Annotated in this window: 12 protein-coding genes; 7 read left to right on the forward strand and 5 right to left on the reverse strand. The window is 64.7% G+C overall.

Annotated elements, in window-relative coordinates:
- Positions 1-13: 13 nt before the first annotated feature.
- The 3 genes from GGD61_RS13115 to GGD61_RS13125 all read right to left on the reverse strand — a co-directional run bounded on the left by GGD61_RS13115 (position 14) and on the right by GGD61_RS13125 (position 4,315).
- Positions 14-1,903, reverse strand: coding sequence for a TRAP transporter large permease subunit (locus tag GGD61_RS13115; RefSeq protein ID WP_092258176.1), 1,890 nt, complete (start codon positions 1,901-1,903; stop codon positions 14-16).
- A 15-nt stretch (positions 1,904-1,918) separates the two neighbouring features.
- Positions 1,919-2,950 (reverse strand): TRAP transporter substrate-binding protein, encoded by a 1,032-nt coding sequence (locus tag GGD61_RS13120; RefSeq protein ID WP_092258178.1) that lies wholly within the window; start codon positions 2,948-2,950, stop codon positions 1,919-1,921.
- Positions 2,951-3,439: 489 nt separating this feature from the next.
- On the reverse strand, positions 3,440-4,315 hold the full coding sequence (locus tag GGD61_RS13125) for a ferritin family protein (protein ID WP_179730470.1): 876 nt from the start codon (positions 4,313-4,315) through the stop codon (positions 3,440-3,442).
- Between the two features lie 251 nt (positions 4,316-4,566).
- Between GGD61_RS13125 and GGD61_RS13130 the strand changes: the two genes are divergently transcribed.
- Genes GGD61_RS13130 through GGD61_RS13160 form a run of 7 tightly spaced genes read left to right on the forward strand, consistent with a single transcriptional unit; the run spans position 4,567 to position 13,454 of the window.
- Positions 4,567-6,792 carry a NosR/NirI family protein gene (locus tag GGD61_RS13130; protein WP_246785936.1) on the forward strand — a complete coding sequence of 742 codons (2,226 nt, stop codon included), beginning with the start codon at positions 4,567-4,569 and terminating at the stop codon, positions 6,790-6,792.
- Positions 6,793-6,814: 22 nt separating this feature from the next.
- Positions 6,815-8,761 (forward strand): TAT-dependent nitrous-oxide reductase, encoded by a 1,947-nt coding sequence (gene nosZ, locus GGD61_RS13135; RefSeq protein WP_092258185.1) that lies wholly within the window; start codon positions 6,815-6,817, stop codon positions 8,759-8,761.
- Between the two features lie 53 nt (positions 8,762-8,814).
- Entirely contained in the window at positions 8,815-10,152 is a 1,338-nt protein-coding gene (locus GGD61_RS13140; RefSeq protein ID WP_210311068.1) for a nitrous oxide reductase family maturation protein NosD, read from the forward strand.
- Positions 10,149-11,069: an ABC transporter ATP-binding protein gene (locus tag GGD61_RS13145; protein ID WP_183230767.1), complete on the forward strand. Its 921-nt coding sequence runs from the start codon at positions 10,149-10,151 to the stop codon at positions 11,067-11,069. Before GGD61_RS13140 ends, GGD61_RS13145 begins: the two co-directional genes overlap by 4 nt.
- Positions 11,066-11,893, forward strand: coding sequence for an ABC transporter permease subunit (locus GGD61_RS13150; RefSeq protein ID WP_183230768.1), 828 nt, complete (start codon positions 11,066-11,068; stop codon positions 11,891-11,893). The genes GGD61_RS13145 and GGD61_RS13150 overlap by 4 nt, the downstream gene beginning before the upstream one ends.
- Entirely contained in the window at positions 11,890-12,462 is a 573-nt protein-coding gene (locus GGD61_RS13155; RefSeq protein WP_018320461.1) for a nitrous oxide reductase accessory protein NosL, read from the forward strand. Before GGD61_RS13150 ends, GGD61_RS13155 begins: the two co-directional genes overlap by 4 nt.
- Positions 12,459-13,454 carry an FAD:protein FMN transferase gene (locus GGD61_RS13160; RefSeq protein ID WP_183230769.1) on the forward strand — a complete coding sequence of 332 codons (996 nt, stop codon included), beginning with the start codon at positions 12,459-12,461 and terminating at the stop codon, positions 13,452-13,454. Before GGD61_RS13155 ends, GGD61_RS13160 begins: the two co-directional genes overlap by 4 nt.
- Before the next feature lie 9 nt (positions 13,455-13,463).
- Here GGD61_RS13160 and GGD61_RS13165 read toward each other — a convergent pair whose 3' ends face one another.
- Together GGD61_RS13165 and fsrB are read right to left on the reverse strand one after the other, a co-directional pair.
- Positions 13,464-14,291 (reverse strand): hypothetical protein, encoded by an 828-nt coding sequence (locus GGD61_RS13165; RefSeq protein WP_183230770.1) that lies wholly within the window; start codon positions 14,289-14,291, stop codon positions 13,464-13,466.
- Positions 14,292-14,376: 85 nt separating this feature from the next.
- Entirely contained in the window at positions 14,377-15,666 is a 1,290-nt protein-coding gene (gene fsrB / locus GGD61_RS13170) for a siderophore utilization protein FsrB (RefSeq protein ID WP_183230771.1), read from the reverse strand.
- Positions 15,667-15,670 lie beyond the last annotated feature (4 nt).

The following is a 15,670-nucleotide window of genomic DNA, read 5'->3' on the forward strand; positions in this document are numbered from 1 at the left end:
TCCGTCAAACGCCTCAAAGGAATCCGATCGAGATCCACGGGAAGATCGCGACGATGATCAATCCCACCAGCAGCGCCAGCAGATAGCCCCAGATCGGGCGGATGCCCTCGGCCGGATCGACGCGTCCGATGGCGCAGGCGGCATAATAGCCGACGCCGAAGGGCGGGGCGAATAGTCCGATTCCCATAGCGAGAATGATCACCATGGCGTAGTGCACCTCGTGCACGCCGACGGCCCGGGCGATCGGAAACAGCAGCGGCCCGAACAGCACGATCGCCGGGATGCCCTCCAGCACGCTGCCGAGGATGGTGAAGGCCAGGATCGAGACGGCGATGAAGGTCGCCGCTCCCCCGGGCAATCCGGTCATGGCCGCCGCCAGCGAGCGCGAGAAGCCTGATTGGGTCAGGCCCCAGGCCATGCCGGTCGCCGTGCCGATGATCAGCAGGATGGCGCCCGACAGCGCCGCGGTCTCGACCAGCATCGGAAACAGCCGCGACCAGTCGAAGCGGCGGTAAACGAGGAGGCCGACCAGGGCGCCATAGACGATGCCGATGGTGGAGACCTCGGTCGCGGTCGCGATGCCCTCGACCACGGCGTAGCGGATCACGAAGGGCAGTGCTAGCGCGGGCAGGGCGATGACGAAGGTCTTGCCGATCTCGCCACCGCTGGCGCGGCGCACGTGACTCATGTCCTCGTGGCGGTAGCGCCACCACACCAGCATGCAGAGCGTGATCGCGAGCACGACGCCGGGCAGGAGGCCGCCGGTGAACAGGGCGGCGATCGAGACGCCAGTCACCGAGCCGATCGTGATCAGCACGAGGCTCGGCGGAATGGTTTCGGTCTGGGCTCCGGTGGCTGCAAGAAGCGCGACGAGATCGCCGGGCTTGGCGCCGCGCTGTTTCATTTCCGGAAACAGCACGGGCGCAACGGCCGCCATGTCCGCGGCCTTGGCGCCTGATATGCCCGAGACCAGGTACATGGCGCCGACCAGCACGTAGTGCAGGCCGCCGCGGACATGGCCGAGCAGGCTCGCCAGGAACGCCACCATGGCCCGCGCCATGCCGGTCATCTCGATCAGCAGCCCCAGGAATACGAACAGCGGCACCGAGAGCAGGATGAGGTGGCTCATGCCCTCGTCCATCCGGCCGACCAGCACCATGACAGGCGTGCGCGTGGTCAGCGCGAGGTAGCCGAAGATCGCAAGGCCGAACCCGAACGCAATGGGAACGCCGGCGAAGACGCAGAAGCCGGCGACGCCGACGAAGAAGATGACGAGGTTGAGATTGCCGAGCGGCCGCAGCAACGGCTCCGCCAGCCAGAACAGGCCGATGATGACGGCAACGCTGACGACGGCGGCTGCGACCATCCGGTATTCGGCCGCGCGCAGCAGCCGAAGCAAGGCAAAGGCCGCCATCAGCCCGATGCCGGCCGGCAGCGCGGCGGCGCGCCACATATTGGAGATCTGCAGCGCTGGCGTCGTGATGTAGCTTTCCTCGTAGGCGTAGTCGCAGGCGGGCCAGACGATCAGGACCAGGAACGCCAGCGCCGCTGAGGTCGCGACCAGATCGAGATAGGCCCGCATCGCAGGCTTGGCGCTGGCGACGACCGCCGTCATGCGCATGTGCTCGGAGCGGCGGAACGCAACCGCCGCGCCCAGCATGGCCAGCCACAGGAACAGGATCGAGGCGAGCTCGTCCGACCAGATCAGCGGCCGGTGCAGGCCGTAGCGCGCGACCACGCCGGCAAACAGGATCACGATCTCGGCGACGACCAGGATCGCCGCCGGGATTTCGACGACGAGACCGAGCGCGCGCTCGAGCGAACCCAGCAACGAAGGTCGGCGAGGGGACTGAAACGCCGCCTCGCCCACCACTGCGGTCACCTCGACCTCGACATGAGCCATGATGGCCCCAACGCGTTACGACAGCTTGCCGACGGCCTTTTCCAGGAGGTCCCAGGCCTGGTCGCCATACTTGCCCTTCCACTCGGCATAGAAGCCTGCGGTCCGCAGCTTGTCGCGGAACGGCGCCACTGTGGGCTGATTGAAGGTCAAGCCCTTGGCGGCGAGCTCCTGCTGCAGATTGGCATTGAGCTTGGCGGTGTCTTCACGCTCCTTGACGGCAGCGGCATTGATGTTCTTGGCGACGATGGCGCGCACGTCCTGCGGCAGCTTCTCCCAGGCTCTGCGGTTCGCCAGGAACCAGAAGCCGTCCCACATGTGATTGGTCAGCGAGCAGTATTTCTGCACCTCGTAGAGCTTGGCGGTCGAGATGATCGCCAGCGGGTTCTCCTGGCCTTCGACGATCTTGGTCTGGAGCGCCGAATAGACCTCGCTGAAATTGATCGAGGCGGGCGCCGCGTCGAACGCCTTGAACATCGAGGTCCACAGCGGCGACACCGGTACGCGGATCTTGAAGCCCTTGAGGTCGTCAGGACCGGTGATCGGCTTGCTCGACGAGGTGGTCTGGCGGAACCCGTTGTCCCAGATCTTGTCCATCACCTCGAGGCCGGCCTTCTTGATCTCGCCGCGGACATGGGCGCCGAGGTCGCCGTCCATGGCCTTCCAGACCGTGTCGTAGTCCGGGAACGCGAAGCCGATGCCGTTGATGGACGCCGCCGGCACCAGGGTCGAAAGGATCAGGCCGGACAGCGTGAAGAACTCGACGCCGCCCGAGCGGATCTGGCTCAGCATGTCGGTGTCGGACCCGAGCTGGTTGTTCGGGAAGATCTGGAGGTCGAACTTGCCGTTGGTCTCGGTCTTGATCGCCGCCGCCATCTCCTTGGCGCGTACGTTCAGCGGATGGGTGTCCGGCAGGTTATTGGCGTATTTGTAGGTGAACTCGGCGCTCTGGGCCCGGGCCACATGGGGCGCACCGATGCCGCCCAGGACCGCGGTCGCGGCGGAGGCCTTGAGAAGCGTGCGTCGGGAAAAGCGCGTTGAAAAGACCATGGGTCTGCTTCCTCGGAAGGTTTGTTGTTGTTCTGAGATGCAAACCTATACGGACGGAAGGCCTGAAGGTCATCTGCGATCTCGCGAGGCCTCGCTTATTGCAGCCGGACAAGGTCCCGGCAATATCGGCTTTCGCAGAGATGGGCCGGATTCAAAATCTGAAAAACAACCCCATGCACAGTAGCCGTCGAGACCCGGGGCGGCGTCGCGGCCCGGACTGAAAATCGCGCTTGGGCGAAGGTGTGGTGGCAGGAATTGCGGCTAAATATTTGATCTGATTGTATATAAATATATTCCATAATATACCTTATGCGAATTATGGATTAGGCTGCGGCCCCACGCGACCTGCCGGTCGGATCTCCGCCTGAACTGAGCGCCTATCGCCAAATCTGTGCGTCTTTTCCGCCAGTGAAGGACCTGTGGCCACTGCCCCGGCCGAGCGGCTATGCGGCTCTGGAGTGCAGCAGCTCTGAGGGTGCCGTAAGCGCGTCAGTCCGCCGAAAGCGATCGGAGCCAGGCCAGCCGCGAGATCGCGCGCTCGGCAAGTTGCTGCAGGCGTTCGAGATGGGCCGCGTCGCTCGATCGCTCGGCGCCGTCGAGGTAACCGTCGACCAGGGCCTCGGCGATCTCCAGTGGGCCTTTGCGCTCCATGGACGCCGGAAAGCTCCCGAGGCCCACGGTGGCGTCGGCCATCTCGATCGTCTGCTGGCGAATGTCCTGGGTCCGGATTGCTGCTGGCCCGCTCAGGCGTTGTTCCATGTCGCTGAGCTGCAAGACCAGGCGAAGCTCGAGCCTTTGCGCATCAATTTGCCGCAGAGGCACGGACGACGCCTCGGCGCCGCTCCGTTCGTGCTCGCGATGATAGGCGCGGCGCCTCTCCTTCCGCAGCGTCGCGACATGGCCGAGCTCTTCCTTGGCCATTGCCTCGGACGCCTTCTTGATATCGCGGTCATCGGAATAGGCGGCGAGATAAGACCAGAACGCAAAGGCGCGCTCCTCGTTGCGGACCGCCATCGCGAGCGCGCGGTACGGCGTCATCAAGCGCGACGTTTTGACCTCAGCGGCGGATTCCGGGGCGAGCGTTTCCGGCGCCTCCCAACGCACCATGGCGGGATCCGGGATCTTGCCGCGCCGAGATTGCGACCACCGCGTGACGCTGTCGACATGCTCGCGCTCGGCGGCGGCGAGCTTCGCGAACACGTCTGCGAGATCATCCTTGCCCTGCCCGCGCATGTCATCAGCAAGAGCATCATACCTTTTGGCTGCCTCCTGCTCCATTGCATGCGCTAGCGCAAAGAGTTCGTCGAGCGACTGCAATACACCTGCGGGCTCAGCGCTCAGCAATGAAGTGCGCAGGAATGGCATGGCAAGGACTCCAAATGCAGGCTTCTGATTCAGCTCAGCGCGAATACAAATATTTTCGCTGGCCTTGACAGATGTGGGCACGCGCGATGACTTTGACACGTCAGCGGCGACAAATCATCGAAGAAGAATCTCAAGGCACGCGCGTCCCGGTGGGTCGCGCAGATCGCATTTGAACCGATATGTTGAAGCGACCGGATGACGATACCGCCTTCACAAGGCGTGCGGCGCTAGCGCTTGCGGGCTTGCTGCTGATGTGTCTGGCGTACGTCTCGCCCGCATGCGCCGCCGGTGACTTACCAGCATACCTGCCGAAGCTTACGCCTGCCGAATTTTTCCCGGATGCGGATCGTTTCGGCCCGCCGCAAGGCGATCCGCCCATTGTACCGGTGTACCGCGGCGATCAGCTTCAGGGATTCGTTTTCCTCAACTCCGATTTTGCGAATTCTGTCGGGTACTCGGGCAAACCGATTCACTTGCTTGCCGGAATTGATCCGAAAGGCGTCATCACCGGGATCAAGCTCGTCGATCACAAGGAGCCGATCGTGCTGGTCGGCATTCCGGAGGCGCGCATCGTCGCCGCCATGAACTCCCTGATCGGCAAGGACATGAAGCCTGTCGCAAGTGGTGCCGAGAAGCCGCCGCAGGTCGACATCGTGAGCGGCGCGACCGTCACCGTGCTGGTGATGGGTGACAGTGTCGTCCGCGCCGCGTCCAAGCTCATCCGCGGCGGACGCATCGGCGGCGGTGACGGCGCGGCGGCTTCGGCCGCCCTTCCCCCTGTCGTCAAGACGCTCGATCTCGGGCGCAGTGAAGTGCGTGACTGGGAGAGCCTCGTCGGCGACGGCTCGGTGCGCCGGCTTCAGCTCGGCATCGGCGACATCAACGAAGCCTTTGCGAAGTCCGGCAGCGCCGCGGCGAGCCAGTATCCCGAACCTGGCGAGGCGAGCGATACCTTCATCGACCTCTACGTGGCGCTGGTGACCGCGCCCACGATCGGCCGCAGCCTGCTTGGCGAGGACGGCTATCAGCGGCTGAAGGACAGCCTGAAGCCCGGGCAGCAGGCCATCGTCGTTGCCGGCAACGGCCCCTACTCGTTCAAGGGTTCGGCCTATGTCCGCGGCGGCATCTTCGATCGCATCGAAATCCTGCAGGAAGGCAACAGCACCCGCTTCCGCGACCGCAACCACACCCGGCTCGGCGCACTGGACGCGGTCGGCGCGCCCGAGTTCAGGGAAATCGGCCTGTTCGTCACCCCGCCTGAGTTCACCCTGGATCCGACGCAGCCGTGGCAGCTTCAATTGCTGGTGCAACGCAGTCTCGGCGGCCGCGACAAGGCGTTCCTGACTTTCGATCTCGGCTACACCCTGCCCGACAGTTATATACGCCGCGAGCAGCGTGCGGTGACGGTGCCGGAGAGCGCGGCGCCTCCGGCCTCGCAGCAGGCCAACGCTGCGGCCGCACCGCCCCCGGAGGCGGACGAACCTCTGTGGATGCGGATCTGGCGGTCGAGCACCGTCTCGATCGGCTTCACCGCGTTCATGCTGGCCGTCCTCACCGGCATCTTCTTCTTCCAGAACCTGCTGGTGCGCCGACCGGTGTTCTACACCTGGGTGCGGCGGGGATATCTCGCCCTCGTTCTGGTCTGGCTCGGCTGGTACGCCAACGCGCAGCTCTCCGTCGTCAACGTCGTCACCTTTACCAATGCGCTGGTGACGGGCTTCCGCTGGGAATTTTTCCTCGCCGCTCCGCTGATCTTCATTCTGTGGGCTGCAACGGCCGGCGGGCTTCTGTTCTGGGGCCGAGGTCCGTTCTGCGGTTGGCTGTGTCCCTTTGGCGCGCTCCAGGAGCTCACCAACACGGCCGCGAAATGGCTGAAGGTGCCCCAGATAACGGTGCCGTGGGGGCTGCACGAACGGCTATGGCCGATCAAGTACATCATCTTCCTCGGTCTGTTCGGCCTGTCGCTCTATTCGGTCGACATGGCCGAGCGGTTCGCCGAGGTCGAGCCGTTCAAGACCGCGATCATCCTGAAGTTTTCGCGAAGCTGGCCGTTCGTCGCCTACGCAGTCGCCCTGCTCGTCATCGGCCTCTTCATCGAACGCTTCTTTTGCCGCTATCTCTGCCCGCTCGGCGCCGCGCTCGCGATCCCCGGCCGCATCCGGACGTTCGAATGGCTCCGCCGGTGGGAAGAATGTGGGTCACCCTGCCAACGCTGCGCCAAGGAATGCCCGGTGCAGTCGATCCATCCTGAGGGGCACATCAACGTCAATGAGTGCATCTACTGCATGCATTGTCAGGAACTCTATTACGACGATCACCGCTGCCCGCACATGATCCAGGTGCGGCTCAAGCGCGAGAAGTTCGCGGCGATGTCCTCGCCCGCGATGCGCCCAGGCGGCAAGGGTCCCGCGACCGTCATCACCGCCGGCGGCAAACCTGTCGGCGTTTCACCCGTCGCAACTCCACCCCCAAACTGAACCGAAAGCCGAGGAGGCAATCATGAGTGAAAACGAAAAGGCAAAGGGCGTCAGCCGACGAACCGTGCTGGGAACGACGGCGGCCGCAGCGGGCGTGGGCCTGGCTGGCGGAGCGGCGATCAAGGACGGCGGCTTCGTCTCATCTGCGGACGCGCAGACCAAGAATGCTGCTCCGAAAGCGCCGGCGGCACGGCCGGCCGTGCAGAAGACCGAGGTCGCGCCCGGCGAGCTCGACGAATATTACGTGTTCTTCTCGAGCGGCCAGTCCGGCGAGATGCGAATCGTCGGCCTCCCCTCGATGCGCGAATTGATGCGTGTTCCGGTGTTCAACCGGTGCAGCGCGACCGGTTGGGGCCAGACCAATGAAAGCCTCAAGGTTCTGACCGAAGGCATGCAGCCCGCGACCCGCGAATTCCTCAAGAACCGCGGCGGCACGTTCATGAACGGCGACCTCCACCACCCCCATATTTCGTTCACGGACGGCACCTATGACGGTCGCTATGCCTACATGAACGACAAGGCCAACAGCCGCGTCGCGCGGGTGCGACTCGACATCATGAAATGCGACAAGATCGTCGAACTGCCGAACCAGCACACGGTCCACGGCCTGCGTCTGCAGAAATATCCGCGCACGGGCTATGTGTTCGCCAACGGCGAGGACGGCGTGCCCTTGCCCAATGACGGCAAGGTCCTCGACGATCCCAAGCAGTATCACTCCATCTTCAGCGCGATCGACGGCGAAACGATGAAGGTGGCCTGGCAGGTGATCGTCAGCGGCAACCTCGACAATGTCGACGCCGACTACCAGGGCAAGTATTGCTTCGCGACCTGCTACAACGGCGAGGAAGGCGTCACGCTCGCGGAGATGACCGCCAGCGAGCAGGACTGGGTCGTCATCTTCAACATCAAGCGGATCGAAGAGGCCGTAAAGAAGGGCGACTTCAAGGAAATGAACGGCGTGCCCGTGATCGACGGCCGCAAGGGGTCGGCGTACACGCGCTACATCCCGGTCTCGAACAATCCGCACGGCATGAACACGGCTCCGGACGGCATCCACATCGTGGCGGCCGGAAAGCTCTCGCCCACCGTGACCGTGATGGACGTGCGCCTGTTCGACCAGTTGTTCGACGACAAGATCAAGCCGCGCGACGTCGTCGTCGCCGAGCCTGAGCTTGGCCTCGGCCCGTTGCACACCGCCTATGACGGCAAGGGCAACGCCTACACCACCCTCTTCCTCGACAGCCAGGTCTGCAAGTGGAGCATCGACCTCGCCAAGCGGGCCTTCAAGGGGGAGAAGGTCAATCCCATCCTTCAGAAGCTCGACGTGCACTATCAGCCGGGCCACAACCATAGCTCGATGGGCCAGACCAAGGAGGCGGATGGAAAGTGGCTGATCTCGCTGAATAAGTTCTCGAAGGACCGTTTCCTGAACGTCGGCCCGCTCAAGCCCGAGAACGATCAGCTGATCGACATCTCCGGCGATCAGATGAAGCTGGTGCATGACGGCCCAAGCTTTGCCGAGCCGCATGACGCGACCATCGTCCACCGCTCCAAGATCAACCCGATCTCGATCTATGACCGCGCGGATCCGATGTTTGCCGATGCGGTCAAGCAGGCCAAGGCCGATGGCATCAACCTCGAGGCGGATTCGAAGGTCATTCGCGACGGCAACAAGGTGCGCGTCTACATGACGTCCACCGCGCCAGCGTTCGGCCTCGAACAGTTCCAGGTCAAGCAAGGCGAGGAAGTCACCGTCTTCATCACGAACATCGACGCAGTCGAGGATCTCACGCACGGCTTCTGTATCGTCAACTACGGTATCAACATGGAGATTGGGCCGATGGCCACCTCGTCGGTGACCTTCACGGCCGACAAGCCGGGAGTCTACTGGTACTACTGCTCCTGGTTCTGCCACGCCATGCACATGGAGATGAAAGGCCGGATGTTCGTCGAGCCCAAGTCGGTTTGAAGTCGGTTTGAAGTCGGCCTGATCGGAGCGACCTCGTGGGTCTGTTGTCACGCATGTTTCCGGCGGCGCTGGTCGCCGCCGGATTGTCCGGCTTCGCCGATGCGGAGACCTTGACGGCTGCGCCTGGGCAGCCGCTGCAAGCGGTGCTGGATGGCGCGCGCGCCGGCGACGTCATCGAGCTTGCTCCCGGCGAATATCACGGCTCGATCCGGATCGACCGTCCCCTGGAGCTGGTCGGGAGCCGAGGCGCGGTGCTCGACGGCGACGGCTCCGGCAACGTCATCACCGTCAGCGCGCCCGACGTCACCGTCCGCGGTGTGACCATCCGGTCCTCCGGCCGTGATCTGCAGGCGATGAATTCCGGAATCTTCCTGCAGAAGACGGCCGAGCGCGCGAAGATCGAGGACAACCACCTGGAGGGAAACCTGTTCGGCGTCTATGTGCACGGCGCCAGGGGTTCCCGGGTCGTCCGCAACGAGATCGAGGGACTGCGCGGCGGGCGCCTCAGCGAGGCAGGCAACGGCATCTCGCTGTGGAACGCGCCCGACGTCACCATCGCGAACAACATGTTCCGCTACGGCCGCGACGGCATCTTCTCGATCTCCAGCAGCAAGGACCGCTTCATCGACAATCGCTTCGAGCAGGTTCGTTTCGCCGTCCACTACATGTACACCAACGACAGCGAGATCAGCGGCAACGTTTCGATCGGCAACCATGTCGGTTACGCCATCATGTATTCAAACCGTCTGGTGATCCGCGGCAACTCCTCAGATCACGACCGCGACTATGGGCTGCTCTTCAACTACGCGAACTATGCCCAGATCGAGGGCAACCGGGTCACGGGCGGCCCGCTCGGCTCGATGACACAGAGGGCGGAGGACGGTCCCGCCGACGAGCGTGGCATGCTTCCGCAGCAGGCACGCGACAGCACGCTCAAGAGCGGCCCGGAGAAATGCGTGTTCATCTACAACACCAATCACAACAAATTCCGCAACAACTGGTTCGAACGCTGCGCCATCGGCGTGCACTTCACGGCGGGCTCCGAAGGCAACGAAATCACCGGCAATTCCTTCGTCAGCAATGCCAACCAGGTGAAATATGTCGGCACCCGGCACCTCGACTGGTCGACCGGAGGGCGCGGCAACTATTGGAGCGATAATCCGGCGTTCGACCTGAATGGCGACGGCATCGCCGACACGGCGTACCGGCCGAACGACCTCATCGACCGCGTGCTGTGGACGGCGCCGGCTGCGAAGGTCCTGATCAACAGTCCCGCCGTCCAGGTGATCCGCTGGGCGCAGGCACAGTTTCCCGCGCTGCTGCCGGGCGGTGTGGTCGACAGCCATCCGCTGGTGTCGCCGCCGCGGACCCCGGTGAAGGAAACACGATGACCAGCACGGTACGTGTCAGCGACGTCACCAAGGTGTTTGGCCGGGTCGAGGCCGTGCGCGGTGCGTCGTTCACGCTTGGTCAGGGCGAGCTGGTGGCCTTGATCGGGCACAACGGCGCCGGCAAGACCACGCTCATGAAGCTCATGCTCGGGTTGATCCGGCCGACCAGAGGCGCCATCGAGGTTCTCGGAGACAATCCCGCCGCCGGCGAATTCGCAGGCCGACGGCAGCTCGGCTACCTCCCCGAAAACGTCTCCTTCGACCCCGCCCTCACCGGCCGCGAGACGCAGGCCTTCTACGCCAGGCTGAAGCGAGAGCCGGTTGCCAAGGCCCTGGAGCTGCTCGACGCGGTCGGACTGGGAGCCGCCGGCCGCCGCCGGGTCAACACCTATTCGAAGGGCATGCGCCAGCGGCTGGGGCTCGCGCAGGCGCTGCTTGGCGAGCCGCGCGTGCTGCTGCTGGACGAGCCGACCACTGGTCTCGATCCGGAGCTGCGGCAGACCTTCTACGACATCATCGCGCGGCTCGCGGCGCGCGGCGCGACCGTGCTGCTGTCGTCGCATGCGCTGACCGAGCTGGAGGAGCGCGCCGGCCGTGTCATCATCATGAACCGCGGCATCAAGGTCGCGGACGGTTCGATCGACGAGCTGCGTCGTCTCGCCCGGCTCCCGACCCGGATCCGTCTCAAGGTGGCAGGCCTCGCGCCCAGCGAGATGCCGGGCTGGGCTCCGCAAGACGCCACCTGCCGCCGTCTGAACGGCCACATCGTCGAGATCGACGCCGCGCCGGAGCGGAAGATCGAGCTTCTGCATCGCGCGACGGCCGCCGGCAATTCGGTCGAGGACGTCGACGTAGTCCCGCCCACCCTCGACGAGCTCTATGCTCATTTCCTCCGGCAATCGGAGCAGGCGCCATGAATGTCCTGATCATCGCCGCCAAGGAAGTCCACCAGGCCATCCGCAATCGCTGGGTGCTTGCCGCAACGCTCCTGCTCGCCGGGCTTGCCCTGTCGCTGACCTTTCTCGGCAGCGCGCCGACCGGAAACGTGGGTGTTCGCACCCTAGATGTGGTCATCGTCAGCCTGTCGAGCCTGACGATCTTTCTCGTTCCGCTCATCGCGCTTCTGATTTCCCATGACGCCATCGTCGGCGAGATGGAACGCGGAACGATGCTGTTGCTGCTGAGCTATCCGGTCGCGCGATGGCAGGTGCTGCTCGGCAAGTTCTTAGGCCACCTCGCCGTCCTCGCTTTTGCGACCTGCCTCGGCTACGGCGCGGCGGTCGGAGCGCTGGCGGCGACGGGCAGCCAGATCGATAGCGACAGTTTCCTGGCGTTCGGGGCGATGGTGGGCTCCTCGGTGCTGCTCGGCGCCGCTTTCGTCGCCATCGGATATCTGGTCAGCGCGCTCGTGCGCGACCGCGGAACGGCAGCCGGCATCTGCATCGGATTGTGGCTGCTGCTGGTGCTGATCTACGACATGGCGCTGCTGGGCGTGCTCGCGCTCGATCAGGGGCGCAGCATCTCGGCGAGCGTGCTCAACGCCATGCTGCTGTCGAATCCGACCGACGCCTACCGGCTGATCAACCTGACCGGGTTCGCCAATGTCAGCACCTTCGCCGGCATGGCTGGCCTTGCCCAAACCACGTCCCTGACGATACCGGTCCTTCTGACCGCCCTGCTCTGCTGGACTCTGCTGCCGCTGGGGCTGGCCGCGCTCGCCTTCTCGCGGAGGGAGCTATGAGGCGCCGAACGATCCTCCTCGCCTTGCTCGTGCCGCTCGTGCTCGCCGGCTGCAACGAGAAGCAGGCCGCGAAGATCCCGCCGCCGCATCGGATGACCGCGGAGGACATCGGCCATTACTGCGGCATGAACGTGCTCGAGCACCCGGGACCGAAGGGCCATGTCTTTGCCGCGAGCCTGATCGAGCCCGTCTGGTTCTCGTCGGTGCGCGACACGATCGCCTTCACCATGCTGCCCGACGAGCCCAAGGACATTCAGGCGATCTACGTGTCCGACATGGGCAAGGCGCCCGAGTGGGACAAGCCCGGTGCCGACAACTGGATCGAGGCCCGCAAGGCGCTGTACGTGATCGAGAGCCGGGTCAAAAGCGGCATGGGCGGTGACGAGGCCGTTCCGTTCTCGGACCGGGCGGCGGCCGAGAAGTTCGCCGGAGAAAACGGCGGCCGGATCGTCGGCTTCGACGAGGTGCCCCGGGACTATGTCCTGACGTCGGCGAATGCCGCCGGCGCCGTTGCGGCCGACGAAGCGGCCGAAGGGCCGCCGGGCGAACGATCGAGGAGAACGCCATGACGCGAACACTGACGCGCCGACGCTTCATCCGGATCAGCGCGGCGGCCGCGGGCCTCGGCGCGCTGGCTCCGGGACACTCCGTTCGTGCAGAGATCGCGCCGGTCACCTGGCGTGGCACGATGCTGGGCGCGGTGGCCACGATGGAGGTCCATGACGAAGACCGCAGCCGGGCGGAGCGACTGATCTCGCTGGCCTGCGCCGAGGCGCGGCGGCTCGAGCGGCTGTTCAGTCTTTACCTGAACGATTCCGCCCTGGTCGCGCTGAACCGGACCGGTGTCCTGATCGATCCCGCCGCCGAAATGGTCGATCTGCTATCGACCTCGCAGCACTATTCCACGCTGACGGGCGGTCTGTTCGATGTCACGGTGCAGCCGCTGTGGGAGCTCTACGCCAGCCATTTCGCGCGAGATGACGCGGATCCGGCCGGTCCTGCGGCGGCCGCGATCGAGGCCGCGCTCGCGCGCATCGGCAGCAGCCGGCTGTCGATCAGCCGCGACCGGATCGTGATGCCCAAGGGCATGGCCGTCACCCTGAACGGGATCGCGCAAGGCTACGTCACGGACAAGGTGGTCGACCTGTTGCGGGCGCACGGCATCTCTCGCAGCCTGGTCGACATGGGCGAGGCCCGCGCGATCGGCGCGCGTCCGGACGGAGGGCCCTGGGAGATCGGCATCGCCGATCCCGACATTGTGGACCGCACGAAGACGGTGCTGCCGATCGTCGACCGCGCCGTATCCACCTCCGGCGGCTACGGCTTCCAGTTCGATTCCAGCGCGCGCTTCAACCATCTGTTCGATCCGCGATCGGGCGGCTGCGCTCTCCGCTATCGCAGCGTGACGACGGTGTCCCGCTGCGCGACCGCGGCGGACGCATTGTCAACGGCGTTCAGCCTGATGCCTGAAGATAAGATTCGATCGCTCTTGCCGCATGTCGACATCGACCGCGTGCATCTGATCGATGGTGCCGGCCAATCGATCGAATTGTCGGCGTAACCTTGCGCGCTACTGCAGTGGCAGCAGCTCCAGCTGGCTCTGCGCCTTCTTGACGGCCGCGGCGTACCAACTATGGCTCGGCGCTTCCCTGGCGAAGCATTTCGTGTAGGCGTCCATGGCCTGATCCTCGCGGGCCATGTCGCCGCGCGGGTCCTTCTTGTTGACGGGTTTCGCCATCATCTGCTTCCACACGCGCTCGCATGCCGGGATTTCAGCCGTCTTCACCGCGTTCGATGTGGCGAGGAAGTAGACCTTGTCGCCCTTGGTCGCGACGACGTCAATTTCATCCGGCGGTCCCTTGAGCCCGCCATTGCCGCGCACGCCGAGCACGGCAACTGCAGCGCTCGCGGATGCGGGCTTTGTGATCGGCAGCTCGGCATATTTGGCGAAGGCGGCGTCCTGGATCGCATGATAATAGAAGCGGTCGGACTTGAACGCGGCGCCGCTCTCCTGCGGCATGCCGTCCTCGCGATGCTCGCGCAGCCAGTGCGCCAGAAGCGTACTCGTGGTTACGACGGCTTGCGTCTTGTAGCCTTCCGAGGCGAAGCTTAGCCCATCGAGATGGCCGAAGCCGATATCACTCTTGAAGAGCGTGTCGACGTTCGACTTGCCGTCTGCGGGGAGCCCCTTGATCGTGACCGGCCCCACCAGGCCGCGCAGCACGCCCGCCAGCTCCTTGAGCCCCGCATCATGCTGCTTGTAGATCTCGTCGCTCTCCTTGGCGCTCGAGAACTTTGCGATGTAGCGGTCGCGCAGGTCGAGATAGTGCTGCTCGGGCGTGGCCGCATGGACGGGCGTCGCCAGGACGAGCAGGCAGAGCAAGGCAAACGATTTCATTCGATGTCCGCGCACTGGGAGCGATCTCCAGTCTTTGTGCCGGCTGGAGGCGGGAAGGTTCATCCCCAACGACCGTGCGGGGGCCCTACTCCGCCGGCGTCAACTGCCGGGTCAGACGCACCGCCGCGGTCTCGCGCACGCGGATGCGGGCGCGGCGCTTGCGCCACCAGATCACGACGCCGGTAACCGACAGCGCGGCGACCACGAGCCCCATGATCGAGATCAGGATGCGGCCGAACAGTCCGACGATGCGGCCCGAATGCAGCGGAAATTGCGCCTGGACGAAGATGTCGGCGGCGGTACCGACCCAGGGCAGCCGCTCGCCGATCGGGCGGCCGTCCTCGCTGTCGTAATAAAGCTGCGCCGGGCTGACGCCGCCGGCGCCGTGGTCGTCGCCGGGGTGGAAGAAGGCGGCGGCATAGACGCCATGGGCCGGGCCGTAATTGACCGAGCCGACCGGGATCGTCCACCCCCGCGCCTTGCCGTCGGCGGCGGCGCGGGCGGCGATGTCGGCGAAAGTCACCTTGGGCTCGATGGGATCGTCGAGATCGCGATAAGGCCGTTGCTCATAGGGCGTCGGCGTGTAGTTCGACACCATCTTCATCAGCGGCGAGAACACCTCGAAATAGAGGTTCAGCGAGAACGCCGTGAAGGCAATGATGAACAGCACGCCCCAGGTCCAGAGACTGAAGGCGCGGTGGATGTCGAAATTGATCCGGTAGGCGCTGCCGGAGGTCTTGATGGTCCAGGCCGGCGCCCAGCGCGCCCAGAAGCCGCGATCGAGCTGGCGCGTGACGGCTGGCGCCCGCGCCGCCTTGGCGCGCCTGCGCGAGGGCAGCGTCAGGTAGAAGCCGACGAAGCAATCGATGGTCCAGATGATCGCGATCACGCCGAGCACGCGCATGCCCCAGCGATCGCTGCCCCAGAACTCCGGAATGTGCATCGTGTAGTGCAGCTTGTAGAGAAACGAAACGAAGTTTTCCCGCGTGACGGGCCAGACCGCGCCCCAATAGCGCCGGCCCAGTTCCGCGCCGGTGTTGGGATCGAGGAAGACCTGATTGTAGTCGAGAGCGAAACGCTTGCCGGTCGCGGGATCGATCCGCGGCATGACGAAGAACCACAGCGAGTGGCCCTCCTCCGGCGTCATGAAGAGGTAGACGACGCGCGCGCGGGGATCGCGCTGCTCGATCATCTTGGCGAGCTCGATCGAGGGGATCGCCGGCCCTTTGCTGCTGACGTCGAACAGATGGCTGTTCAGGACGTCGTCGATCTCGTGATCCCAGGAGATGATCGCCCCGGTGATGCCGGAGAAGAACAGGAATCCGGCCGTGAGCAGTCCCGCCCAGCGATGCAGCTTGCCGAATATCGCTCTCATCGTC

The organism is Bradyrhizobium sp. SBR1B, from assembly GCF_014198205.1.
GTDB lineage: Bacteria > Pseudomonadota > Alphaproteobacteria > Rhizobiales > Xanthobacteraceae > Bradyrhizobium.

What these genes read in the sequence shown, in the direction of transcription:
- GGD61_RS13155 (WP_018320461.1), top strand. Translation starts at nt 11,890, where the DNA reads ATGAGGCGCCGAACGATCCTCCTCGCCTTGCTCGTGCCGCTCGTGCTC.
- nosZ (WP_092258185.1), top strand. Translation starts at nt 6,815, where the DNA reads ATGAGTGAAAACGAAAAGGCAAAGGGCGTCAGCCGACGAACCGTGCTG.
- fsrB (WP_183230771.1), bottom strand. Translation starts at nt 15,666, where the DNA reads ATGAGAGCGATATTCGGCAAGCTGCATCGCTGGGCGGGACTGCTCACG.
- GGD61_RS13165 (WP_183230770.1), bottom strand. Translation starts at nt 14,291, where the DNA reads ATGAAATCGTTTGCCTTGCTCTGCCTGCTCGTCCTGGCGACGCCCGTC.
- GGD61_RS13140 (WP_210311068.1), top strand. Translation starts at nt 8,815, where the DNA reads ATGTTTCCGGCGGCGCTGGTCGCCGCCGGATTGTCCGGCTTCGCCGAT.
- GGD61_RS13120 (WP_092258178.1), bottom strand. Translation starts at nt 2,950, where the DNA reads ATGGTCTTTTCAACGCGCTTTTCCCGACGCACGCTTCTCAAGGCCTCC.
- GGD61_RS13130 (WP_246785936.1), top strand. Translation starts at nt 4,567, where the DNA reads ATGTGTCTGGCGTACGTCTCGCCCGCATGCGCCGCCGGTGACTTACCA.
- GGD61_RS13125 (WP_179730470.1), bottom strand. Translation starts at nt 4,315, where the DNA reads ATGCCATTCCTGCGCACTTCATTGCTGAGCGCTGAGCCCGCAGGTGTA.
- GGD61_RS13160 (WP_183230769.1), top strand. Translation starts at nt 12,459, where the DNA reads ATGACGCGAACACTGACGCGCCGACGCTTCATCCGGATCAGCGCGGCG.
- GGD61_RS13150 (WP_183230768.1), top strand. Translation starts at nt 11,066, where the DNA reads ATGAATGTCCTGATCATCGCCGCCAAGGAAGTCCACCAGGCCATCCGC.
- GGD61_RS13145 (WP_183230767.1), top strand. Translation starts at nt 10,149, where the DNA reads ATGACCAGCACGGTACGTGTCAGCGACGTCACCAAGGTGTTTGGCCGG.
- GGD61_RS13115 (WP_092258176.1), bottom strand. Translation starts at nt 1,903, where the DNA reads ATGGCTCATGTCGAGGTCGAGGTGACCGCAGTGGTGGGCGAGGCGGCG.